25 protein-coding genes and 3 pseudogenes are annotated in these 23,141 nt (G+C 64.1%); 6 read left to right on the top strand and 22 right to left on the bottom strand.

Annotation, left to right across the window (positions count from 1 at the left end; translation table 11 throughout):
• The first annotated feature begins 30 nt into the window (after window positions 1-30).
• Window positions 31-2,280 (top strand): serine/threonine-protein kinase, encoded by a 2,250-nt coding sequence (locus tag ACIBJI_RS21670; RefSeq protein WP_364351450.1) that lies wholly within the window; start codon window positions 31-33, stop codon window positions 2,278-2,280.
• On the opposite strand, the gene ACIBJI_RS21665 is transcribed toward ACIBJI_RS21670, so the two are convergent.
• Window positions 2,281-2,406 (bottom strand): hypothetical protein, encoded by a 126-nt coding sequence (locus ACIBJI_RS21665; RefSeq protein ID WP_364351447.1) that lies wholly within the window; start codon window positions 2,404-2,406, stop codon window positions 2,281-2,283.
• A gap of 273 nt (window positions 2,407-2,679) precedes the next feature.
• Between ACIBJI_RS21665 and ACIBJI_RS21660 the strand changes: the two genes are divergently transcribed.
• Window positions 2,680-2,901, top strand: a complete 222-nt coding sequence (locus tag ACIBJI_RS21660; protein WP_364351443.1) for a hypothetical protein — start codon at window positions 2,680-2,682, stop codon at window positions 2,899-2,901.
• Window positions 2,901-4,124, top strand: a complete 1,224-nt coding sequence (locus tag ACIBJI_RS21655; RefSeq protein ID WP_397085446.1) for a hypothetical protein — start codon at window positions 2,901-2,903, stop codon at window positions 4,122-4,124. The genes ACIBJI_RS21660 and ACIBJI_RS21655 overlap by 1 nt, the downstream gene beginning before the upstream one ends.
• Window positions 4,125-4,209: 85 nt before the next feature.
• On the opposite strand, the gene thpD is transcribed toward ACIBJI_RS21655, so the two are convergent.
• The 11 genes from thpD to ACIBJI_RS21600 all read right to left on the bottom strand — a co-directional run bounded on the left by thpD (window position 4,210) and on the right by ACIBJI_RS21600 (window position 12,197).
• Window positions 4,210-5,085, bottom strand: a complete 876-nt coding sequence (gene thpD, locus ACIBJI_RS21650; protein ID WP_364351437.1) for an ectoine hydroxylase — start codon at window positions 5,083-5,085, stop codon at window positions 4,210-4,212.
• An 8-nt stretch (window positions 5,086-5,093) separates the two neighbouring features.
• Window positions 5,094-5,492, bottom strand: a complete 399-nt coding sequence (locus tag ACIBJI_RS21645) for an ectoine synthase (protein ID WP_364351434.1) — start codon at window positions 5,490-5,492, stop codon at window positions 5,094-5,096.
• A 1-nt stretch (window position 5,493) separates the two neighbouring features.
• On the bottom strand, window positions 5,494-6,762 hold the full coding sequence (ectB, locus tag ACIBJI_RS21640) for a diaminobutyrate--2-oxoglutarate transaminase (RefSeq protein WP_364351431.1): 1,269 nt from the start codon (window positions 6,760-6,762) through the stop codon (window positions 5,494-5,496).
• On the bottom strand, window positions 6,759-7,343 hold the full coding sequence (gene ectA / locus ACIBJI_RS21635) for a diaminobutyrate acetyltransferase (RefSeq protein ID WP_397085444.1): 585 nt from the start codon (window positions 7,341-7,343) through the stop codon (window positions 6,759-6,761). Before ectA ends, ectB begins: the two co-directional genes overlap by 4 nt.
• A 150-nt stretch (window positions 7,344-7,493) precedes the next feature.
• A complete protein-coding gene (locus tag ACIBJI_RS21630) occupies window positions 7,494-8,204 on the bottom strand; it encodes a response regulator transcription factor (protein WP_364351425.1) in 711 nt (236 codons plus the stop codon).
• Window positions 8,205-8,436: 232 nt separating this feature from the next.
• The gene (locus tag ACIBJI_RS21625) at window positions 8,437-8,835 is read right to left on the bottom strand and encodes a hypothetical protein (protein WP_364351422.1); all 399 of its coding nucleotides are present in this window, start codon (window positions 8,833-8,835) and stop codon (window positions 8,437-8,439) included.
• A gap of 125 nt (window positions 8,836-8,960) precedes the next feature.
• Window positions 8,961-9,746 carry an RNA polymerase sigma factor SigF gene (locus tag ACIBJI_RS21620; RefSeq protein ID WP_364351419.1) on the bottom strand — a complete coding sequence of 262 codons (786 nt, stop codon included), beginning with the start codon at window positions 9,744-9,746 and terminating at the stop codon, window positions 8,961-8,963.
• On the bottom strand, window positions 9,736-10,173 hold the full coding sequence (locus ACIBJI_RS21615; RefSeq protein WP_397085442.1) for an ATP-binding protein: 438 nt from the start codon (window positions 10,171-10,173) through the stop codon (window positions 9,736-9,738). Before ACIBJI_RS21615 ends, ACIBJI_RS21620 begins: the two co-directional genes overlap by 11 nt.
• 109 nt (window positions 10,174-10,282) lie before the next feature.
• On the bottom strand, window positions 10,283-10,963 hold the full coding sequence (locus ACIBJI_RS21610; RefSeq protein ID WP_396957058.1) for a PAS and ANTAR domain-containing protein: 681 nt from the start codon (window positions 10,961-10,963) through the stop codon (window positions 10,283-10,285).
• 71 nt (window positions 10,964-11,034) lie between these two features.
• On the bottom strand, window positions 11,035-11,433 hold the full coding sequence (locus ACIBJI_RS21605; RefSeq protein ID WP_364351413.1) for an STAS domain-containing protein: 399 nt from the start codon (window positions 11,431-11,433) through the stop codon (window positions 11,035-11,037).
• A gap of 230 nt (window positions 11,434-11,663) precedes the next feature.
• Complete coding sequence (locus ACIBJI_RS21600; protein WP_364351410.1) at window positions 11,664-12,197, bottom strand: DUF6328 family protein; 534 nt, start codon at window positions 12,195-12,197, stop codon at window positions 11,664-11,666.
• Between the two features lie 168 nt (window positions 12,198-12,365).
• On the opposite strand from ACIBJI_RS21600, the gene ACIBJI_RS21595 reads away from it, so the two are divergent.
• Window positions 12,366-12,698 (top strand): hypothetical protein, encoded by a 333-nt coding sequence (locus ACIBJI_RS21595; RefSeq protein WP_364351407.1) that lies wholly within the window; start codon window positions 12,366-12,368, stop codon window positions 12,696-12,698.
• 77 nt (window positions 12,699-12,775) lie between these two features.
• Here the strand turns inward: ACIBJI_RS21595 and ACIBJI_RS21590 are convergent, their stop codons facing one another.
• Window positions 12,776-13,021, bottom strand: coding sequence for a CsbD family protein (locus ACIBJI_RS21590; RefSeq protein WP_364351404.1), 246 nt, complete (start codon window positions 13,019-13,021; stop codon window positions 12,776-12,778).
• Window positions 13,022-13,179: 158 nt separating this feature from the next.
• On the opposite strand from ACIBJI_RS21590, the gene ACIBJI_RS21585 reads away from it, so the two are divergent.
• Window positions 13,180-14,700, top strand: a complete 1,521-nt coding sequence (locus tag ACIBJI_RS21585) for an FAD-dependent oxidoreductase (RefSeq protein ID WP_397085440.1) — start codon at window positions 13,180-13,182, stop codon at window positions 14,698-14,700.
• A gap of 158 nt (window positions 14,701-14,858) precedes the next feature.
• Window positions 14,859-17,672, top strand: coding sequence for an aminotransferase class I/II-fold pyridoxal phosphate-dependent enzyme (locus tag ACIBJI_RS21580; RefSeq protein WP_364351398.1), 2,814 nt, complete (start codon window positions 14,859-14,861; stop codon window positions 17,670-17,672).
• 215 nt (window positions 17,673-17,887) lie between these two features.
• Here the strand turns inward: ACIBJI_RS21580 and ACIBJI_RS21575 are convergent.
• From ACIBJI_RS21575 to ACIBJI_RS21535, 9 genes and pseudogenes are all read right to left on the bottom strand, one after another.
• Window positions 17,888-17,974, bottom strand: a pseudogene (locus ACIBJI_RS21575) (hypothetical protein); the annotation flags it as partial.
• Between the two features lie 38 nt (window positions 17,975-18,012).
• Window positions 18,013-18,072 (bottom strand): annotated as a pseudogene (locus ACIBJI_RS21570) (hypothetical protein); the annotation flags it as partial.
• Window positions 18,070-18,496, bottom strand: a pseudogene (locus tag ACIBJI_RS21565) (Tn3 family transposase); the annotation flags it as partial. The pseudogenes ACIBJI_RS21570 and ACIBJI_RS21565, both read right to left, overlap by 3 nt.
• A gap of 32 nt (window positions 18,497-18,528) precedes the next feature.
• On the bottom strand, window positions 18,529-19,290 hold the full coding sequence (locus ACIBJI_RS21560) for an ESX secretion-associated protein EspG (RefSeq protein ID WP_364351395.1): 762 nt from the start codon (window positions 19,288-19,290) through the stop codon (window positions 18,529-18,531).
• 129 nt (window positions 19,291-19,419) lie between these two features.
• Complete coding sequence (locus ACIBJI_RS21555) at window positions 19,420-20,586, bottom strand: hypothetical protein (RefSeq protein WP_397085438.1); 1,167 nt, start codon at window positions 20,584-20,586, stop codon at window positions 19,420-19,422.
• Window positions 20,583-21,101, bottom strand: coding sequence for a hypothetical protein (locus ACIBJI_RS21550; protein ID WP_364351389.1), 519 nt, complete (start codon window positions 21,099-21,101; stop codon window positions 20,583-20,585). The genes ACIBJI_RS21555 and ACIBJI_RS21550 overlap by 4 nt, the downstream gene beginning before the upstream one ends.
• Before the next feature lie 56 nt (window positions 21,102-21,157).
• The gene (locus ACIBJI_RS21545) at window positions 21,158-21,739 is read right to left on the bottom strand and encodes a DUF3558 domain-containing protein (protein ID WP_364351386.1); all 582 of its coding nucleotides are present in this window, start codon (window positions 21,737-21,739) and stop codon (window positions 21,158-21,160) included.
• A 202-nt stretch (window positions 21,740-21,941) separates the two neighbouring features.
• Complete coding sequence (locus tag ACIBJI_RS21540; RefSeq protein WP_364351383.1) at window positions 21,942-22,148, bottom strand: DUF397 domain-containing protein; 207 nt, start codon at window positions 22,146-22,148, stop codon at window positions 21,942-21,944.
• Window positions 22,145-23,035, bottom strand: coding sequence for a helix-turn-helix domain-containing protein (locus ACIBJI_RS21535; RefSeq protein WP_396956817.1), 891 nt, complete (start codon window positions 23,033-23,035; stop codon window positions 22,145-22,147). Before ACIBJI_RS21535 ends, ACIBJI_RS21540 begins: the two co-directional genes overlap by 4 nt.
• Window positions 23,036-23,141 lie beyond the last annotated feature (106 nt).

The raw sequence follows: 23,141 nt of genomic DNA, 5'->3' as shown, positions 1-23,141 counted from the left end.
TCGGGGTATCGGCGGAGCTACGATGCGCAGATGGCGCACCCCGCTCCGCCGGTTCCGGGGGCGACGGTCGCTGCGGACCGCTCGCCGGGTGGTTCACGTGGCACCGGAGTCGCCGAGGTCGTCGAGCGATTCGCGGATGCCTGGCGGGCGGCCGATACACCGCCGGATCTGCCCGCGTATCTACCGGACTCCCCCGCCATCCGCCGGGTGTCGCTGATCGAGCTGATCAAGGTCGATCTGGCGAACCGCTGGATGCGCGGCACCGAGCCGAAGCGTCTCGCCGAGTACGTCGAAGATCTGCCGGAATTGCGTACCTGGCCACTGCCGCCGGATCTCATCTACGAAGAGTTCCACGTCCGCAGGCGCGCGGGTACTTCGGTGGATGTCGAGGAATACACCGCGGCCTATCCCGAACAGGCCGAGCAACTCTCGCAGATGCTGGCCACCGACGATTACCGCAGCACTCTGATGTCCGTCTACACCGATCCGGTGAACCTCGACGAGATCGACGTCGGCCAGAAAATAGACGACTTCGACCTGATGACCGGACTGGGGCGTGGCGCGTTCGCGCGGGTGTTCCTGGCCAGACAGCGCTCCATGCAGCGACTCGTCGCGGTCAAGATCTCCCAGGACAAGAGCGCCGAACCACAGACCCTGGCCCAGCTCGACCACGACTACATCGTGCGGGTCTTCGACCAGCGCGTCCTGGAGAGTCGCCGCCTGCGCCTGCTGTATATGCAGTACGTGCCGGGCGGCACGTTATTCACCGTGCTCGAGCGGGTGCGCAATACCCCGGCGGCCGAGCGGTCGGGCGCACTGCTGCTCGATGTCATCGACTCCGTACTCGCCGACAAGGGTGAGATCCGCCCCAGCGAATCGCCCGTGCGTGCCGAACTGGCCGAATTGTCCTGGCCGGAGACCATTGCCTGGCTCGGCCGCAGGCTGGCCCAGGCGCTGGACTACGCCGGACGCTGCGGGGTACTGCACCGCGATATCAAACCGGCCAATGTGCTGCTGACCGCCGAGGGCATCCCGAAACTCGCCGATTTCAATATCAGCTTCAGCGGCAATGTCTCCGGTGACAGCCCGGTCGCGTATTTCGGCGGCTCGCTGGCCTATATGTCACCGGAGCAGTTGGCCGCCGTGCATCCGGACAAATCGACGACTGCCGCCGACCTCGATACCCGCAGCGACCTCTACGCCCTGGCCGTCATGCTGTGGGAATTGCTTACCGGCCGTAAACCTTTCGACGACGATACGGTGACCGGCGGCGATCGCACCGCACTCGACGGCATGTTGAACCGCCGCTCGGGCAGTCCGAAATCGCTGCCGTATCAGGACCTTCCGGCCGATTGCCCCGCCGCGCTGTGCCGCGCACTGGTGCGTGCGCTCGACCCGGATCCGGATAAGCGGTGGGCGCGCGGTGCGGATATGGCCCAGCAATTCGATGTCTGCCTGCACGCGCGCGCCCGTGACCTGGTCGACCCGCCGCCGCACAGTTGGCGACTGCGCGCCCGAGTGCTCATGCACCCGATCATGGCGCTGGCCATCGCCGGTCCGAACGCGCTGGCAATCCTGTACAGCTACAACCACAATCGCACGCTCATCATCGCCAAACTGGACGCGCAGGCGCAGCACCGATTCGACCAGTTCGCCGTCACCACCTACGGCATCTGCTTCCTGGTCGGGATCATCCTCACCAATGTGCTGCTGGCCGATCTGTGGTCCATCTCGCGCGGGCTACGCAAGGGCAAGTCCTACGATGCGCCTACGCTGGCGCGCGCCCGCTGCGATACTCTGCAACTCGGTCGCCGAAATGTGTTGATCTGCTTCGCATTATGGGTATTGTCCGGTGTCGTCGTCCCGGTCTCGGTGCAGGTCTCCGGCAATCACCTCACCGCCGAAGCGTATGTGCATTTCTTCATCACCCAGATCGTGTGCGGCGCGATCGCCATGGCCTACCCGTATTTCCTGGTGAGTTTCTATGCGGTGCGCAGCGTCTACCCGATGTTCTTGCCGCACGGCAGACTCGGTGCCGCCGATGACACCCAGCTGCGCCAACTCGACCGCACCAGTACCTACTTCCTCGCCATCGCTGCCGCGGTCCCGCTGCTCGGCGTCGCGGGCGCGACTTTCATTCCCGCCGGGGATATTCCGGCGGTCATTGTGCCGCTGCGTGTGCTGTGTGTGGGCAGCGCGCTGGCCTTCATCGCCATCTATTGGTTGTTCCGGATGCTCGAACAGGACCTCGCCGCTTTGGAGCACATTGTCGCTCGGTGATCAGCCCGGCTGGATGAGCATGCCCGCCGATTCGATCGGCGGCGTGGCGTCGGTGTAGCCGTCGAAGAGCGTGAGCGTGCACGACGTGATGACCGTCGGCGAATCCTCGCCATTGACGATGACCAAGGTCGGTGCCCCGAATAGCCTCGGTCACCGGTCCATGCCTCGGTCACCGGTCCAATCTGGCATAGATCCACTCGACCACCGCGGCATTGTCGTATCCGATCGCGCCATGGCTCCGACCGTCGACCAGCCGGACCGGCGGTGCGCTTGCCGGAAGACTGCCAGGCGGGTGATACCAGCGAAGCGGGTCCGGTGGGCCAGGTGGCACTGCAGAATGTGATCTAGAGGTGCTTCGTGCACTGTCATTGCGCGAGGCCTGGGGAACCGGGAGCGAATATGACCGCCAGAGCAGATCTCGAACACGAACTGGGCGGCCCCGTCGCGGCCCTCGATCAACTCTCCGAGGCGGAATCGGCGGAATTGCTGACCATGTTCCGCGACACGCGCAGGGCCGAGACGGCCGGACTCGCCGAGGCCGTCGACGGACTGGTCGGTGCACTGCCCTGGCCGCTGAGCACCGCAGCCAAAAAGGTCATGTTCGGGAATCGGCTCGGCTGATGACGGACCTGGTGACCAGGGCGCAGCTGGTGCTGCTGGCCCGTACACTGCACGTCCCCGCCGAACGCCTGTCGCATTTGGAGAAACTCGGCGCGGGACAACTGCACGAACTGCAACAACGCATCGCGCGCGTCCTCTTCGACGACCATTCCGCGACCTTCGGGCGGCTCAGCAAGCTGGTACCGATCATCCCGCTGAGCGTTTCGATACCGCTGGTGCAGCGGGTCGTTCCGCCGATGATTGGCGGACGCGCCGCTGGTGCGGTGGGAATCGAACATCCCAAGAAGGCCGCGGAAGCCCTCCGCATGCTGGACCCGAAATATGCCGCCGATTGCGCGCCGTATATCGACCCGCGCACCATCGGCCGACTCGCCCAGGTCGCGCCGCCGGAACCGGTCGTGCAGGTCGCCAACGAACTGTTGCGCCGCAAGGACTATGTCACGGCCGGTCCGTTCCTCGGCTTCGCGACGACAGAACTCGTCCGTGCGATCGAGGCGGGCGTATCCGATGACGAGGGCCTGATCCTCTCGGCGGCCTATGCGTACTCGGGCGCGAATATCAGCGCGATCGTGCGCCAACTGCTGTCCGGGCCGCTGAATCGGGTACCGCATATCCTCCGTGCCGTCCTCGCCGGTTCCACCGAGCTGCGTTTGGCGGCGGTATCGGTTTTCGCCCGCTGCGACGAGGATGTGATCGAAGCACTCGGCGACATCCTGCTCGATATCGGCCCGCCCGCAGCCATTACCGAACTCGCCGCGACCTTTATCGAGCACGGCGCGATCAATGACATGCTCCGCTTCACCGCCTACCTGAGCCCATCGGCCCTGGAGACGCTGGCGGCCAACCCGATCACCGCGGACCCAGCGGCGATGGCGGCGCTGGTCGCCGCGCTCGCGGGATGCAGCGATCCGATTCTGTGGCGCGGCCTGCTCGACCTGGTCGAGCGCACCGATACCGAGATCCAACGTCGAGTCGGTACACAGCTACTGGAATTGCCCGAATCAACCCTGACCGCGATACCCGGCATCGCGACCAAGGGCCGATTGTGGTCGACACTGCTGCGGATCTTGTCCGAGGCCGATGCCGACACCCAGGCCCGTCTCGGCGAGCTGTGGGCCGAGCTGCCCGCCGAGGATCGCACGGACATCCAGGGACGTGCCCGCGATCTAGGACTCGCGACCCGCTTGGCGACGCTGACCGTCACGCTGGACATCTATGGCTGACACCAGCAGTACGTGCATCCAAAGACATACGCGCGCAAACGGTCTCGGGTGAGGCGGCCCGAGACCGGTTGCGTCGCAGGCGGAACTAGACCGGCGTGAAGTCCCGACTCGCGATATACGTCGGTCGCGGCGCCGGCGCGGCGAACGGCTGCACCAGCGCGTTCTCCACGCTGTTGAACACCAGGAAGATATTCGACCGCGGGAACGGCGTGATGTTGTTCGACGAACCGTGCATGATGTTCGAATCGAACAGCAGGGCCGATCCGGCGCTGCCGGTGAACTGGGTGATGCCGTACCGGTTCGCCAGCGCACCGATATCCGCGTGCGTCGGTACGCCGATCTCCTGCTCCTGCAACGACTCCCGATAATGCTCGGCCGGAGTGCTGCCGGTGCACGGTACAAAGGTGCGGTGCGAGCCGGGCATCACCATGAGGCTGCCGTTGATCGGGTAGTTGTTGGTCAGTGCGATGGACAGGCTGACCGCACGCGGTGCGGGCATACCGTCCTCGGCATGCCAGGTCTCGAAATCCGAATGCCAGTAGAAACCGGTGCCGCGGAAGCCGGGCATGTAGTTCACCCGGCTCTGATGGATGTAGACATCCGAGCCGAGCACCTGCCTGGCCAATCCCGCCACTCGGGATTCGCGCACCAGATCGGCGATCGCGCTGCTGAGCCGGTGCACCTCGAAGACCGAACGCACCCGGTTCGAGGCCTTCTCCACGATCACCCGGTCATCACCCTGTAACGCCGGATCACCGGCGAGACGGTCGATTTCGGCACTGAACTCGGCGACCTCGGCGGGTGTCAACAGCTCTTCGACGATTCCGAAACCATTGGCATCGAAGGTGGCCAACTCCTCGGAATCGACCGCGCCCCAGACCGTGGGATCGGTCCGGTCTCGGTGCCCGCCCGCCGTGACGAGCCGAGTCGGGTAGCGATCGTCGGTCTGCACCAACGTCATTGCTCCTCCTATCCGCTTACCTGGGCCGCGACCAGCGGGTAGACGCCATCGCTGTCATGGATCTCCTGCCCGGTGACCGGCGGGTTGAACACGCACATCATCCGCATTGCGGTACGCACCTCGAGGCGGTGGCGCTCGTTTCCGTCGAGCAGGTACATCGAGCCCGGCGCCAATTCGTAGCTGACGCCGTTATCCAGATCCGTCAGCGTCCCTTCACCTTCGATGAGCCACACCGCCTCCACGTGGTAGCGGTAGTGGAACTCGTGCACGGTCCCGGCCTCGATGCTGGTCTCGTGGAAGGAGAATCCGACGCCGTCGCCGCCGAGGACAATGCGCTTACTGCGCCAGCCCTGACCCGCGACATCGCGTTCGGTGCCGGTGATCTCCGCGGTGCTGCGCACGATCATCTCAACGCTCCTGTCCACAGACGGTGCCGATCGCGCCGGTCAGCACCCGTAGACCATGCTCGACCTCCTCGTCGGTGACCGTCAACGGCGGCAACAACTTCACCACTTCGTCCAGCGAACCGGACGTCTCCACCAGCAGCCCACGCTCGAAGGCCACCTGGCAGACCTTGCCCGCCTGGGATGGATCGTCGAAAACCACACCGTGCACCAGTCCGCGACCCCGCGTCGAAATGCCCGGGAAGTACTCGGCCGCCTGGGTCAGGGCCGCACCGATACGCTGCCCCTTCGCCTCGGTCGAGGCCTGCAGAGTGCCGTCGGACCAGAAGTGCTCCAACGCGGCCTGTGCGGTGATGAAGGCCGGGTTGTTACCGCGGAAAGTGCCGTTGTGCTCACCCGGCGCCCAGACGTCGAGCTCCGGCTTGAACAGCACCAGCGCCAGCGGCAAACCGTAGCCGCCGATGGACTTCGAGAGCGTCACGATATCGGGGGTGATGCCGGCGACCTCGAAGGAGAAGAACGGCCCGGTCCGGCCGCAGCCCATCTGCACATCGTCGACGATCAGCAAAATTCCGCGCGCAGTGCACAATTCGGACAGATGCCGCAGCCATTCCGGGCGTGCGATATTCACTCCGCCCTCACCCTGCACCGTTTCCACGATCACCGCGGCGGGCCGATCGAAACCGGAGGAGGTGTCGTCGAGCACCCGCTCCATCCACTGGAAGTCGGCGGTGGTGTTGTCGAAGTAGCCGTCATAGGGCATATGCGCGGCATGCACCAGCGGCACACCGGCGCCGGCCCGCTTGGCGGCATTGCCGGTCACCGACAGCGCACCCAGCGACATGCCGTGGAAGGCGTTGGTGAAGCTGATGATCGTCTCGCGTCCGGTGACCTTACGGGCCAACTTCAGCGCGGCTTCGACGGCGTTCGCGCCGGTCGGGCCGGGGAACTGGACCTTGTATTCCAGGCCGCGCGGCGCGAACACGGTATCGCGCAGGGTTTCCAGCAGCCCGCGCTTGGCCACGGTCGACATATCCAGGCCGTGGGTGATCCCGTCACCGGCGATGTAGTCCAGCAGCGGCTGCTTGAGCACCGGATTGTTGTGGCCGTAGTTCAACGCTCCCGCTCCGGCGAAGAAGTCGAGGTACTCCTTCCCGTCCTCGGCGCGCAACCAACTCCCGGACGCGGTGGTGAACACCGTCGGCCAGGCGCGGCAATAGCCACGAACATTGGATTCGAGCTCCTCGAAAATGGTCGTCTCGGCGGTAATCAACGTCGATCCTCCTGCTTTCGGGCGGTGGGGGCGATCAAATAGAGGTCTTCGGCAGCGTGGCTGTCCGGGAAGAGTTCGGAATCGAATAAGGGCTGCTTGGTCAGCTCGGCCGATCGGCGACGCGCCACCGAGGCGAACATCGCGATCGAGGCCGGATTGTCCGGTGCGATCGTGGTCTCCAGTGCCGAAACACCGGCGCCGGCCACGGTGTCGAGCAGCGTTTCCAGCAGCGCGCCGCCGAGGCCGCGTCCCCGCTGTTCGTGCTCCACCGCGACCTGCCAGACGAACACCGTCTGCGGGGCCTGCGGACGCAGGTAGCCGATCACGAATCCGACGACCCGGCCACCGACTTCGGCAACCACCGAGGTGCTCGCGAAATCACGACACCACAGCAGGTAGGCGTAGCTGGAATTGGTGTCGAGGACCTGCGAATCCTTGGCGATCCGCCAGATCTCGGCCGCGTCACCGACTCTCGGCGGGCGCAGCACCGGCTGGGTGTGCGCTCCGGCAATCGGTACGGCCGAAGGATATTCGGTGACCGATGGTTCGATTGTCGTGGTGGACAAGGTGTGCAGTGACATACGTCTCCCTGGTCCGGTCTGCATTACTTATCCAGGCTTACGAAGCAACTTTGAGGTGAACCTGTCGATCTCTTTGCGGTTGTATTACGAAAAGAAAACAACCGCAGGCAGCGTCATACTTCGGTGCCATTGCGGCGTCGGTCACACTGCTCACCGCTGCAGATCGAGTCGGTAGCCGAGACCGCGCACGGTGACTACGACGCGCGGATCGGAGGCGTCGAGCTCGATTTTGGTGCGCAGGCGGCGCATATGAACATCGACGATCCGTTCATCGCCGAAAAAGCCGTCGTCCCATACTCTTTCGAGCAGAACGGTGCGGCTGAGCACCCGCCCGGGCGATTCGGCGAGCTCGCAGAGCAATTTGAATTCGGTGATGGTGAGCCGGATTTCATCCTCACCGCGGCGCACCGCACCACCGTCGCGATCCAGCACCAGCGGCCCGTCGGGGTGTGCGTCGAGTACCGCCTCGCGCGGCGCTTCGCGCTCCATAGTCAGGCGCGCGCGCCGGCGCAGCGCCCGCATGCGCGCGGAGATCTCCTTGATCTCGAACGGCTTGGTGACGTAGTCGTCGGCACCGGCCTCCAGTGCGGCCACCACATCATGGGTGTCATCACGCGAGCTGACCACGATGATCGGCACGTCGTGCTCACGGCGGATCTCCCTGATGCAATCGAAGCCGTCCATGTCCCCGAGCATCAGTTCGACGATCATCACATCGGGAGCACCATTGTTGCGCAGATACGTCAGCGCGTCCTCGGCCTCCTGTGCCTCGGCAACGTCGTAACCCTCATCTTCCATGGCCGTGCGCAGTGCGCCACGTACCACTTCGTCGTCGTCAACGATCATCAGGTTTGCGGTCAAGCCCTCATCCCTTGCAACCACGCGGACGCGACGCGACGCGGAGACTCGCGTACCCAGAACCGACGCGAAAGTCCGCCTTCGAGCACCTTTGCCAACTGCTTGAATACCCCGGCCGACCAATTGGTAAACGGCAGGTCACGGGAAGTCGGTTAGCGTCCGGCTACCTCCACCCTGCGCATGAGGACCCGATTTGTGCAAATTGAACGTGACATGCGACACATTTCGGCCAGTGTCACCACTCGTCGCGATGGGATTGTTCCAGCCGGTTGAAGTTGCTCGGCCCGCCATCGGCCCTGCGCTCCTGATAGCGGAACATCAGCCGACGCGCATCGAAGGTGGCGAACCATTCGTCCCAACCCACCGCGCGCAGCACCGCGCCGCCATACCCGGGGAAATCGAAGCGCAGGACGCCGAGGCGACCACCGTATTCGCTGCCTGGCATGGTGGCCGGGCGCGCACCGCGCTGCTCGGCCCACCGCCGGATCACTTCATGATTGCGGGTGACGAGGAAGCGCCCGGGCTGCTGCGGGCCCTCGCCACGAACGACTGATTCCGGCGGTTTCTTCAGCGACCTCGAAGCCCCCGGTCCGCTGTACGGATCTCGGGTGGCCGGTCGTCGCTGATCGTTCATGACGACCTCCTTGCGCGTCGGCATCAATAGTCCGGTTCCTCTTCGCGTACCCGCGTGCGACGCCGGGCAAACCGTGGCTCCGATCACTACGAAACACGTTGCGCGACAATGTATTACCGTCGCTATCAGTCGCGCAGTGCGTCGTCGCGCAACTTACCGAGCGTTCTGGACAGTATGCGCGAGACGTGCATCTGCGAAACGCCGAGCTGTTCAGCGATCTGGGACTGGGTCTTGGACTCGAAGAACCGCATGACCAGCACCTCGCGTTCGCGGTCGGGCAGTTCCTCGATCAGCGGCCGAACCGCCAGATAGTCCTCCACATACTGGTAGCTGGGCTCTTCCTCACCCAGGCTGTCCAGCAGCGGTTGCGGCGCGTTCTCGATGTCGTCACCGGCCACCGCGTCGATCGAACTCGACTGATAGGCATTGCCCGCGATGAGCGCCTGGGTGACCTCGACCAGATCCACACTCAGTTCCGCGGCGATCTCGCGGGCCTTGGGCAGCCGACCGAGCCGCTGCGATAACGCCTCGATGGTCGGACCGATGCTGAGCTGGATCTCCTTGGTGCGCCGTGGCACCCGAACCGCCCAGGTGTTGTCCCGGAAATGCCTGCGCACCTCGCCCATGATCGTCGGCACCGCGAACGACAGGAACGAGGAACCACGCGACACATCGAAGCGGTCCACGGCCTGCACCAGACCCAATCGGGCCACCTGCAGCAGATCGTCGAAGTTCTCCCCGCGCCCGGAGAATTTGCGCGCGATGTGTTCGGCCAGCGGCAGGCACCGGCCGATCAACTCCTCGCGCAACAGTTCTCGACGGTGATCGGCCGGGTCGATGGCGGCGATCTTTTCGAAGAGCGGCTCTATATTGTCGTAACTGTCGCGGTGCGCTCTCGAATCAGCCGCCATCACCACTCCGTGCCCAGCTGAAGTCGACGACGGTCGGGAATCCGGAGACCGCGCTGTCGAACGGCTCCTGCGCCGCCGAGATCGACTGTGTCAGCGTGCGGACGATGTGCCAGCCGAATCCGGCCTGACCGACCACCTTCTCCGACACCGCGACCGCGGCGACGCGCACGAACATTTCGTGATCGTTGTAGGTGAAATCGCAGTGCAAGGTCGAGCCTGGTGTTGCCTCCAGGATCAACGAAGTGGCCACCTCATCGAGCGCGAGCCGGATATCGACCACTTCATCGATCGCGAAATCCGCGATGAGCGCAACGGTTTCGGCGAGCGCGCGCAGCATGGTCAGCTGCTCCAACTCGGCAGGGATGCGTACCCCGATCGTCGTCGTCTTCTCCGCCGCGGACTGGGAACTCCAATCCCCCATGCCCATCACCACCTCTTTTCCTCCGAGCCGACCGGAACCTGCCTTCGGGTCGGGGGCCATTCGCGACTTACCCGGCCGGTCACGATCGAAACATCACAACCGGTGTGGATTCGACTCAGTCGGCCTCGATCCGTTCATGCGCAGTCAACAGCAGATGGTCGAACCGCGTGCGCATATCGGCCATCGAATCGGCCAGCGAGCCGAGATCGGCGACCAACCGTGCGGCCAGTGCCCGCAGTTTGATATTGGTCTCCTGGGAGCGCCAGCTCAGCACCCGGAACGCCTGTTCGGCACTGACGCCGTAGACCAGCATCAACGCGCCCTTGGCTTGCTCGATCACCGCCCGCGCCGCATACAGCTCGGGCAGCGTGCCGTCGAGGGTTTCCTGCTGCCGCTCCTCGAGTGCCTCGGTAACATCGATGTAGTACCCCGACGTCCCGATCACCGTTTCCGCCTCGTCGAGCATCTGATCGGCCACCACAATCACATGGTGCACGCGACCGGTCGTATCGATGATCCGGTGCCGACTGGAGAACGGCTGCGCATTCTCGATGGAGTTGGCCAGAGTGTCCGCGACCTGCGCCCGGTCCTCGGGATGCTTATGCGACAACAGCAGTTCGGTGGTCGGTGTCACCGTCCCCGGCTCGTATCCGTGCAACAGCGCGACCTCGTCGGACCACTCCCACCGTTGGTCGGCAAACCAGAAGTAAAAGGTGCCGACGTTCTGCACCTTACCCATGCCGATGACCCGGCCCAACGCTTTCGCCTGCTCGGGCGAAACCGATCCACTCTCCATCACAGCGCAAGTATGGAGCGTGATCATGCTCGGTGCCGGGATATCGGCCCGACCAGGGACTTAAGACCTCATTATGTGTCGAGTGCGGCACGCATGGTGGGGAAATCACAGCACACGGCGCGTACTCCGGTAATGGCGAGCACCCGCTCGATCTCCCGGCGACCCGCGACGATCCGCACATCGGGGCCGCCGTGCGCGGCGTGCTGTTTGATCGCGCCGATGGCGGCCGCGACCCGGATGCTCAGGAATTTGGTAGCGCGCAAATCCAGGACGACCGCATGGCACCGGGTCGCGACGGCACGTTCGAGCATCGCGCGGAATTCTGGGAGTGCGGCCGCGTCGAGTTCACCCTCGGCCCGCACCACCACACACTGTTTACGGCGGTCGACCCGCTGTGCCCAGAACCGGTTGCGTGGTCGTTCACCGGCCGGATGCCGACCGTTTGATCGGTGCTGAAGAGCGGCTGACATGTCAAACCTCCCAACGGAGATACCGGTCCTGGGCGGCAGGATCGGATCGGCAGGAGGGCGACGGTTGGAGGAGTATCACTACGCTGCGTCGGTAGTCGCCACACTGTCGCGTGTCGCTGAGCGCTCCCGCTGGCCGAGTCCCGCGTGGTGTACCGCTTCGAACCCGGGTTCGGCTGTAATTCTCAACCGGTACAAGTCTGGCACGCCGGCGTGCCCCAGATCAACCATAATCAACCATCCGAGCCAGCGCGGCGGTCGCGCCAGCGCCAGGGCAACATCACCCAAGCCAACGCGAACAGCATCGCGACCACCACACCCGCCACCGCACCGGCGATGGCGCCCGCGACGGTGGCCATCACCAGAATCGTCGCACCGGTCAACGCGACGCCGAGCAGCGCGATCCCGGCCATCGCACAGCGATGGGCCGCGGCCACCACATTGCCCAGCCGATGTCGCCGGAACAGGATCCGATGCCACGATACCGGCGCGACCAGGAATACCGTCGCCCCCATCGCCGCGGAGACGGTGCCCAGATATAGCAGTCGCATCGGCTCGGACAAGGTGGTGAATCCGGCCTGGAACGGAAGGATCAGCAGGGCGCTGATCAAGAACTGCACACCGGTCTGCACGACGCGCAGTTCCTGCACCAGATTGGACCAATTGCGGTCCAGCCGTTGGGCTTCGGTCTCGTGCCTGGCTTTGCGATCCCATTCCTGATCATCGATGGTCACGGCAGTGTCATCGCCTTTCGATGTCGTCGCCATGGCTGCTCCTGGGTTCGCGCTCCGTGTTGGCGGCGTACCCGCGCCGGGCCGGCGTACACCCCGCGATCGGTGATCGCCAGCACCGCTGATTCGGTGTTCGACGGGCGGGTACGCGAAGGATGACGCCGATGCGATCGGCGGCATCGTTTCGAGGAGGAGCGATCCATCATGAGAATCACCGGAAACGGCCGAGGTCGCATCGCCGCGGTGGCCGCCGCGGCCGCGCTGGCGGTCTTGGCGAGCGGCTGCGAGGAGGCCGAGAAGGCCGTGAACAAGGGCGGTGACACGCCCTGTAACGAATTCGTCGCGCAGGACAAGGACAAACAGCGCGTCACGGTGACCAAATTCCTCGAGCAGGAACGCAACGGTAATGCGCCGGCGACCAATGATCAGTCCGTCGACGCCTCGATCGCGGCCATCGAACTGATGTGCCGGGCGCAGGCCAATCCGGACACCCCTATCCGCAAAGCCGACTTGACCGGCATCCTGGTGCCGAAGTAATTCTGGTGACGAAGTAATGGGTTGCCGGACATATTGTCCGACAACCCATTACTTTCATGTGCAGCGATTATCGATAATCACTGCCCCTGCTGGTAAGCGCGCTGGCGCTGTTCGTCGAGCTTGGCTTCGGCGCGCTGCTTCTCGGCGGCCGCTTCCTTGCTGGCTGCTTCACGCTGTGATTCCGCCTTATCCTGCTGGGCCTTGCCTTCGTCCCGCAGGTCGTCCTTTCCGAAGACTGCGCCGGCGGCCTCCTTGACCTTGCCCTTGGCGTCTTCGACGACGCCTTCGACACCTTCACGGGGACCACTCTTGTGCTCGGACACGATATCTACCTCCGAAATATCGGTTTTCAGGTGGACATTCGCCGCATACCCGGGATCTCTCGGTTGAATCGGAACTGCGCATTTTCTTTGTGGATTCCGGAAATTCTCGCCCGCGTATCGGGATGTTTCGGCGGCGCGGCAGCGGTTATCGCCGGAGCATGAGGTCCCTGTGGTTGAACGATGCCGAAGTGCCGGCGCGCCTGCGGCTCACGCCGGGGCTGCGGTTCGACACCGTCGTGATCGGCGCCGGGCTCACCGGCTTGGTGACCGCCCTACTGTTGGCCGAGAGCGGGGTCGACGTGGCGGTACTGGAGAGTAAGCGCGTCGGTGCGGGCACGACCGGTGCCAGCACGGCGAAGATCAGTCTGCTGCAAGGGATTCGAGCGCAGCGGATCCGCGCTCGACACGGCGATCGGGCGGTGACCGACTATGTCGAGGCCAATCGCGAAGGGCAGCAATGGTTATTGCGGTATTGCGCGGAGCATTCCGTGCCGATCCAGCGCGTCCCGGCGCTTACCTACGCTCAGTCCAAGTCTGAAATGGCCGCTGTGCGAAGGGAATACGAGGCGACACGGGCCGCCGGCCTGGCCACTACACTCGTCGAGGAACTGGATGTGCCTTTCCCGGCGCACGGTGCGGTCCGGCTCGACAACCAGGCCCAGCTCGATCCGATGGCGCTGCTGGCCAGTTTGGCTGCCGATATCGAATCGCGCGGCGCGCCGATCTTCGAATCCACCCGGGCCAAGGGCGTGCACAGCGGCGAACACGACCAGTTGGTCGTCGAAACCGAGCACGGCGATCTGGTTGCGCGCACGATCATCCTGGCCACCGGCGCCCCGATACTCGACCGCGGCGGTTTCTTCGCCCGGCTCACTGCCGAGCGCTCCTATCTGAGCGCCTTCCGGGTAGCCGAGCCGATTCCGCACGAAATGTTCATCAGCGCGGGCGAGCCGACCCGGTCGCTGCGGTATACCCCGGGTCCCGATGGCGCGGATCTGCTGCTGGTCGGCGGCAACGGCCACGTAGTGGGGCGCACGGATGCGGCGAGCCGCCGGGTCGAGGAGTTGATCGCCTGGACACGGCGCTGCTTCCCCACCGCCGAACCGCTGCAGAGCTGGTCCGCTCAGGACTATCACCCGGTCGACGAACTGCCGTACGTCGGACCGCTGCTGCCCGGGCAGAATCACATCCTGCTCGCCACCGGTTACGCCAAGTGGGGTTTGACGAACGGTATTGCCGCGGCCTTGGCGCTCGCCGGCCGGATCAACGGCAAACCACCGCAGTGGGCCGATACCTTCGCCAGCTGGCGCCCGAGCGAGCTGAAGTCGATACCCGCCGCTGTATTCGCCAATAGCTCTGTGGCCCAACAACTTTCCTTCGGCTGGCTGCGCATGCTCGGCACCGGCCTCGGTGCAGCGCCTGCCGAGGGCAGCGGCCGCGTCGAACGCCACGGGCTGCGCCCGACCGCCGTATGCACTGTCGACGGCGCCACCACCGAGGTCTCCGCGGTCTGCCCACATCTGGGTGGCATCGTGCGCTGGAACGATGCCGAGCAATCCTGGGACTGCCCGCTGCACGGATCCCGATTCGCCGCCGACGGCACCCTGCTCGAGGGGCCGGCCACCGACTCGCTGACGCCGATTTCCGGCCCGTTCCCCGGCCCCGTGACTCAGGACTGACCGGGTCTCACACAGCGCCGACACCACGGCACCCTGAGCGCAAGCTAGGAATTTGATCGACGGCGGAGGACAATATTCGCAGCGAGGAATGTTCCAGGCTGATCGTTCGTGTTCGACAAATCGCTTCGCCCACCGATTGAGCGGCGAAAACTGACGACATGCACCGAAACGGCGAGCGCCCGAAAGGGCTCAGTGTTTCCGCGTTGGCGGCGGTAGCGAACCCGTCGTACTCGCGAATCGACACATGGAATCTGCTCGACGACGCGTGCCGTCGGCTCGCCGACGTCAACCGTGCCGGGCTGGACACCACCCACGAAGCCGCCCAGGTGCGGCGCCTGCTCGAGCGTCTCGGCGCCTTCGAGCGGTATTGGCTGTACCCAGGCGCGGCGAGACTGGCGGCGTTTCGCGGATATCTCGCCGATCTTGCGACGGTGCGGCTCACCGAGGAGGTGTCGCTGGCTGTGCGCCTGCTCTCCGAGTACGGCGACGGTACAGCCGTGTTCGACACGTCCGCGCCCTTGGCCGATCAGGAACTCGTGGCGCGGGCCAAACACCAGCAGTTCTTCACTGTCCTGCTCGGCGACGATTCCCCGCCCGAGGTTCCCGAGAGCCTGGCGCAGAGCCTGCGGGCGCTTCGCGACGCATCCGACGATGTGCAGTTCGAGTTGCTTGTCGTGTCGAGCATCGAGGACGCCATCACCGCCGTCGCCTTGAACGGCGAGATTCAGGCGGCGATCATCCGGCATGACCTGCCACTTCGTTCACGCGACAGAGTGCCGTTGATGACCACATTGCTCGGCGTCAACGACGACGTGGTCGTGACCGACCGCACCCAGAACTGGGTCGAATGTGGCGAGTGGATCAGGCAGTTGCGGCCTCATATCGATCTGTACCTGCTCACCGACAAGTCGATCGCCGCGGAGACCCAGGACGAGCCGAACGTCTACGACCGCACGTTCTATCGGCTCAACGATGTCACCGACCTGTACAGCACGGTGCTCGCCGGCTTCCGGAGCCGGTACGCCACACCGTTTTTCGACGCCCTGCGTGCCTATGCGGCCGCGCCGGTCGGCCAATTCCACGCCCTTCCCGTCGCGCGTGGCGCCAGCATCTTCAACTCCAAAACGCTGCAGGATATGGGCGAATTCTACGGTCGCAACATTTTCATGGCCGAGACGTCGTCCACCTCCGGCGGGCTCGACTCGCTGCTGGACCCACACGGCACGATCAGGGCGGCGATGGACAAAGCCGCGAGGACATGGTGTGCCGATCAGACGTACTTCGTCACCAACGGAACGTCCACCGCGAACAAGATCGTTGTGCAGGCCCTGACCCGGCCGGGCGACATTGTTCTGATCGACCGCAATTGCCACAAGTCGCACCACTATGGCCTGGTGCTCGCCGGGGCATACCCGATGTACCTGGAGGCCTACCCGCTCGAGCCGTTCGCGATCTATGGAGCCGTATCCCTGCAGACCATCAAGAAGGCGCTGTTGGACCTCGAGGCGGCCGGACAGCTGGACCGAGTGCGCATGCTACTGCTCACCAACTGCACTTTCGACGGCATCGTCTACAACCCCCGGCGCGTGATGGAGGAGGTCCTGGCTATCAAGCCGGACATTTGCTTCCTGTGGGATGAGGCGTGGTACGCGTTCGCAACCGCGGTGCCGTGGGCCCGGCAGCGGACCGCGATGGTTGCCGCCGCACAACTCGAGTCGACACTGTCCTCGCCCGGGTACGCCGAGGAATACCGCGCGTGGCGTGCGTCGATGGAGGGAGTCGACCGCACCCAGTGGAGCAACCGTCGTCTGCTTCCCGACCCCGGGCGCGCGCGGGTACGCGTGTATGCGACGCATTCCACCCACAAGTCGCTGTCGGCGCTTCGGCAGGCGTCGATGATCCATGTCCGCGACCAGGATTTCAAAGCTCTCGCCCGAGAAGCGTTCGGTGAGGCGTTTTTGACCCACACCTCGACGTCGCCGAACCAGCAACTGCTGGCGTCGTTGGACTTGGCGCGTCGGCAGGTCGACATCGAGGGCTTTCAGCTGGTCCGGCACGTCTACGACATGGCGCTGGTCTTCCGCCACCGCGTCCGCAAAGACCGGCTGATCGGCAAGTGGTTCCGCATCCTCGACGAGGACGACCTGGTGCCCGACGAATTCCGGCCCTCCGAAGTCAGCTCTTACCGACAGGTCAGGCAGGGGGGCTTGGCGGAGTGGAACGAGGCGTGGCGGTCCGATCAGTTCGTGCTCGATCCGACTCGGGTCACCCTGTTCATCGGCAAGACCGGCATGAACGGGTTCGAGTTCCGCGAGAAAGTTCTGATGGACCGGTTCGGTATCCAGATCAACAAGACCTCGATCAACAGTGTGCTGCTGATCTTCACGATCGGCGTCACCTGGTCGAGCGTGCACTACCTGCTCGACGTGCTGCGCCGAGTGGCCACCGACTTCGAGCGCAGCCAGGGTGCGGCCGGAAAGGCCGATCGCGCCCTGCAGCAGCGCCGGGTCGACGAGATCACCAAGGATCTGCCCGCGCTACCCGACTTCAGCGAGTTCGATAGCGTATTTCGTCCCGACGGCGCCCGCTCGTTCGGCGACATGCGATCGGCCTTCTATGCCGGGTATGAGGATTCCGACCGCGAACACATCCTGCTCGGTGACGCCGGGCGACGGATCGCCAAGGGTAAGACTCTGGTGTCCACCACATTCGTGGTCCCCTATCCGCCCGGCTTCCCGGTGCTGGTTCCGGGGCAGGTGATCTCGACGGAGATCCTGTATTTCCTGGCCGAACTCGATGTCAAGGAAATTCACGGATACAACCCCGACCTCGGATTGTCGGTCTTCACCGAGGCCGCACTCGCACGGCTGGCCGCAACTCGGCACGCAATTGCCACGGCGTCCGGCGATGTGTCGCAGACAGCGACGGCGCTGGAATCAGCTCGCGCATTGGATCGGATGCAGTCGCGATAGCGCGCACGGTATCGGCTCGTCAGTTGTATTCGCGGCTGGTGAGCCAGCGCACCGTGTCGGTGTCATGGTGGTCGAAGAACAGGGATGAGCCGGTGTCGAGGGCGGCGATACGGTTCATTTCCTCGTCGGTGGGGGCCTTGGCGGTGCAGCATGGCCCGCCATTCGCCGTAGTAGTCGCCGAGGGGCTGGTGGATCAGATACAGATCGAGGTAGTCCAGGCCGAAGCGCTGCAGAGAGGCGTCGAAGGAGCGTTTCGTGGCTTCCTCGGCCGAGCCGAGCCGTTGCGCGAGTCCTGGATCCACAGTTTCGTGGTGACGAACAGGTCTTCACGCGCGATCCCAGAGGCCGCGATCGCGCGACCGACGGCTTCCTCGTTGCCGTAGCTGACAGCGGTTTCCAGCAGCCGGTAGCCGGTGGGGCCGAGCTCGGTCAGCTCGGCGTCGATGGCGCCGAAGAAGTTGATTCTCGCTGTGCGCAGGGCTGATGTGCGCCAAGACTTCGTCGTCGACGTGTCGGCCTGCCCGGCGCGTCTGTTCAACGGCGAGCCCGTAATACTCTGTGGTTCAGGCGATTCGTGCGGCGCAGCGCCTGTGCTCCTCGAGCGCGGCCGCGAGGGTGTTCTGCCGGTCCGAGGCCGACAGCTTGCCGACCAGCAGCGAGGCGGTGGCGTGCCCGCACTTCAGCGACCCGGAAAGCCGCAGCAGGTCGTCTCAGCGCTCGGCGATCAGGCCGAGGATGGCGCGGCGGGTCATCAGCGGGCCGGCGTGCGGGAACCGGGCCTCGGTATCTGCGCCCGGGCATATCCGCCCGATTTTCGGCCGATACTACGGCGACCCCGAATCCGGCGACGATCGCATCACCAGCTGTCGGGGTCGTCGCCGTGGAGTCGTTTCAGGGCCAGGTCGATCCAGGTTTCGAAGTAATTGGTGAGATCGCCGGTGGTGGCGGGGCGGATGGTGATGTGCTCGCGGGTTTGCTGCTGAACGTATCGGCCATCGCCCTCGGCATCGAACCATCCGAGGGCATACCAGGGGGCCGGGCGGCTGTGCAGGTATCCCGCGAGCAGGCCAGCGACGCCCGCGCCGGAGCGGTGCTGAGTGAGACGATCGAAACGTTCCAGCGGACTATTGCGGCCATGACCGTTGTTACTGGAACGCAGGTCCTCGACATGGAAGGTGTCCGGTTTAGCGCTGCCCGGAGGAACCGAGGGCAGAATGCCGGCCAAGCGCGCCGCCAGCTGTTCGGTGCGGAACAGCCGACAGCGGATAGGGCTGTCGACACCGCCCGTGGCGGTCTGGGTCAGCATCACCGCGTGATATGGGGTCCGGGCCCCGAGGACGCGGTATTCACGGGGTTCGCCCTTGCCGAGAACCGTTGATTCACCGCCGATTTCGATACGCAGCTCGGAGGTGGTGAGAGTGTGCAGGGCGAGGTTGATCTGCTCGGTTTCCTCGACACCGTAGCGGGTGCGCACGGCGACCCGATGCGCGGCGACCTCATCGTTGGTGGCCAAACGGCTGACATAGCGCAGCGGGTCCGGGAACCGGTCGTTCGCGTCGCTGTACCAGAGCGCCGCGAAATCGTCCGGTTCCCAACTCCATTCGGCCATCGTGGTCATCCAATCAACATCATGCGGCGGACTCGGCGCCGCCCGGGTACTGCGTAAGTAGCTCGGGACAGGCGGCGAGCCAACGAAATTCAGGCAGGAAACGCCCCGGCCACCGATGCTTCGACCGGCGGCCGGAGATCAGCTCGGTCTCGATCCGGGTTCGGCGTGGTCACCGCCGATCACGCCGCCGGGAACAGATTTCGGGGCAGGACCGAGCAACTCTTCGGTGTTCTCCATATTCCGAAGCCACTCGGGGAGCTGATGGGACTCGTCGTCGCCCTTGGATTGGCCACGACCACCGCCCATCCCGCCCATGCCCGACATTCCTGAGGTCCCGGTGCTGGTGGTCGCCGCACGTGCCGCGTTGGCTGCCGTGCCGGTGGCGGTCGGTGTACCGGGAACGCTGCTGCCGGGCTTGCCCGAGGTGGTGCCGGACGTGCCGCCCAGCCCGCTGCCGTTGCTGCCCGTTCCGCCCGGGTAGCTGCTCGGCGTCGTCGAAGTACTCGTCGTGGGAGTCACCGAACTCGGTTGGGTACCGGAGGTGCTCGACGGGGTCTGCGACGAATCGGTACTTGTGGGAGTGGTCGACGACGGATCCTGCGAACTGTTCGTCGTCGGATCGGTTGCGGGCTGCGAATTTTCGTTCTGGTCGCCCTTGCCCTGGTTACCGGTCCCGGACGTCGGGTTACCGCCACCGTTTCCACTGGTCCCCGGGGTGTAGCCATCGTTCTTGGTTTCCGGTGGCTTGTACAACGGATCGGTTGGGCTGTTCGGTACCGGGAGCACTGGAATCTGCTTATCCGCCGAAACGAATGTGTTTACGTAGTGACTGCGCATGGCTTCCCGTGCGGAACTCTCGCAATCGTTGCGCACCGCAGCGGAATTCGGGCCATGGTAAATGCCCAGGTTCCAGCTCTTCGGGTTGTACCACGATCCCCCGTCCGGCGGCTTGTCCACGGCATTCTGAGTATCGTTGACGCCCTTGGCCGCTGCTGACACTCGGTCTGCGAGGTTCTGCAGCGGTGTTGTCAGGTCCAATGCAGCCTTGGCGTATTTGCTGATCGCTTCCCGCGAACTGTTCGCGGCATTGCCGTCCCAGGCGGCCGAGCTCGAATGATTGATCCGGTTGGCGAAAAGTTCTGCCGCCGAAGCCCACGACGTGGCGATCTGCGCATACTCGCCGGAGCCATCGTGAGCCTCGGTCGTGTTCAGCGGAGTGAACGCGTTGTAAATCTCCCAATGGTTCCAACTATCGACATGCTCACCGCCACCAGCAATCTTCGAGGGCTCGTTCGAATCGGTCATTTCGAGGCTCCGACAGCCGGGGCTGAGATCACGCCTGGTTGGTTTAGGGTACCGATCTGGCTGGCTTCCTTATTCGCCATCAACGCGTTGTACTCAGCGGCGAATTCTTGGTCCTGCTCGACGTATTTCTGGGCGATTGTGCGATGCAGGGTTTGGATGTCGTCAACGATCTGGTAGTGCTGCTCCAGCATGTCGTAGACGTTGTTGTTCGAGTCCGTGGCTGGATTGACAATCTTGGCCTTACCACGGAAGCGAGCCACCAGCGTGGCGGCCGAGATCATACCGTCCGTCGACTCACCGAGACCCCAGTTCTTTCGGTTCGAGATCCTTTCAGCGATCCGCTGAAGTCGGCGGATCTCTTCTTTGAAAGCCTCGCAGTCGCGCTCGATGTAGACGAACTCGTCGGCGTTGACACGCACTTTGTCGCTGAAACTGACAGTCAGTTTGCCGTCCTGAGCGTCCTTGATCGCGCTGGCCAGCGGGCCCGACGATGATGATGTCGTGGAGTCGCTCATAGTTCGTGGTCCTCCCCCAGGGTTTCCGACAGTGATCGACCGGAGTTCGTTCAAGTCTAGAGAGTGGCAGGTATCGCTGGAACGATCCCTTTCCCGAGACGCTTGGCGATGTCGCAGGAGTGCTGGGAGGCAGTCAGTTTGGCCGAAGGCGGGTTGGTGATACTGACCTCCAGGCTGCCGCCCCTCATATCGACAATCAGTATGCAGTTCTCATGTTGATCCGTCTTATCATCGCTTGGGCGATAGGTAAGTGCCGCCCGCCCAGCCACATTGGACTCTTCGGTGACAGTGAACTGACTGTTCGCACGCACCATCGCCAAGGTGATATTGGTGGTGTCGATCGTGACAGCGTATCCATCGCCACCACGCTGAACCCAGTCGCAGCCGCGCCACTTGTAGCCGCCGGGCCTATCTGTGATGTCCGGCGTCGGCTTGATCAGCTGTTCCTGCTGAATCACCGACTGCGGGATGTCTTTACACGCATCGAACCCCGCTGGCACATCCGCCGCGATGGTTGCCGTCGACGACGCACTGTTCACGCTGCCCTTCGAGTCCCCACCGGAGTTGCACGCCGAGACCAGTACAACCACCCCCGCACCGAGAACCACACCCCGGACCACACCGCTGCAGCTAGCCATCTCGTCCTCTCGCACCGGTGCCATCCCAGACCCGGGGTCGGACCGGCTTCCCCGCCCCCGCAAGCTCGTCTAGACGGTACCGGCCAGGTCACCACCATGCAAAGCGATCATCGCGGTTTCGATCGCGGAGGAACGCTGAATCGGAAGAACCCCAGATGCCGAAAGCATCTGGGGTTCCTACGATTTCACATGCACACGCTACTCAGGACGGCTTGAACTCCCCGCCCTGCACACCCTCCGTGAACGCATCCCACTCGGCGGGCCTGAACACCAGAGCCGGGCCCGTGGGGTTCTTCGAGTCCCGCACCCCGACCATGCCCCCATCGAGGTGTGCGACCTCCACGCATTCCTTCGTCGAGCTGCTGCGGCTGCTCTTGTACCAGTTCGCCCCCGACAGATCGACGCTCACGTCCTGTACTCCTTCGCTATCGCCAGGATTTTTCGCCTGGACTCGCTCTCGTCCAACGCTACACGCCCGATCTCGGCGAGCGCAGTTCGATAATGTCCCACTTCTTCCTCACGCTCTAAGTACAAGTCACCGGCGTACCCCTCGACGTAGACGATCGGCGGTTCGACCAACTTGGACTGCGGCAAGGGCGGAAATTCCATTAGGAAGCACGATCCGACCAACACGCCGAGATGGTTGCGGGCGTTGAATGGGACGACTCGTATCGAAACATTCGGCAAGGCGCCAACTTCGGCAAGTCGATGCAGTTGTTCCGCCAAAACTGCTGGGCCTCCGACCTCTTCGCGGAGGACGGCCTCCGACAACAAGACCTCCACAGTCAGACTTGGGTCTTCGAGACGTCTCTGCCTCCGTATTAACCACTCGATTCGCCTCTCGATCTGCTCAGTTGGCAGCTCGGGGGATTCAGCCCAAGCTATCGCACGGCGATAGTCCGGAGTCTGGAGCAACCCCGGAACAATGGCTACCTTCCACGCCGTCAATCGACTCGCAGCCTCCTCCAAAGCCAGGTAATGGTCGAAGTCCCCAGTGATCTGATCGGCATACGAACGCCACCAGCCGCCGCCCCGCTCCCGCGCGGCCCGCACCTCCTGCACCAGCCCCAACAGGATTCGCCGTTCGTCGTCGGTGGCTCCATAGGCATCGCACAGGGCGTTGATCTGAAAGCTGGTGATCCGGGTCGATCGTCCCTCCTCTATACGGCCGATCGATTGGGGGGAGGTTTCGGCCAGCCTGGCCGCCTCGGCTTGATACATGCCCTTGACTGTCCGCAATCGGCGCAGTTCACGACCGAGGGCACGGCGCGCGAGGGTACTGCCGGTAACGCTCATATCGTTAGCCTCACTATGTAGTGACCGGACTTTTGGAAGCCGTCAGCAGGTGGCGCTCACGTGGCGGTATCCGCGGAGAAAGTTTGGCGATAATACGACGGAAGCG

The organism is Nocardia sp. NPDC050408 (assembly GCF_044458905.1).
Taxonomy (GTDB): domain Bacteria; phylum Actinomycetota; class Actinomycetes; order Mycobacteriales; family Mycobacteriaceae; genus Nocardia.
This window is presented reverse-complemented; position numbering and strand designations above follow the sequence as displayed.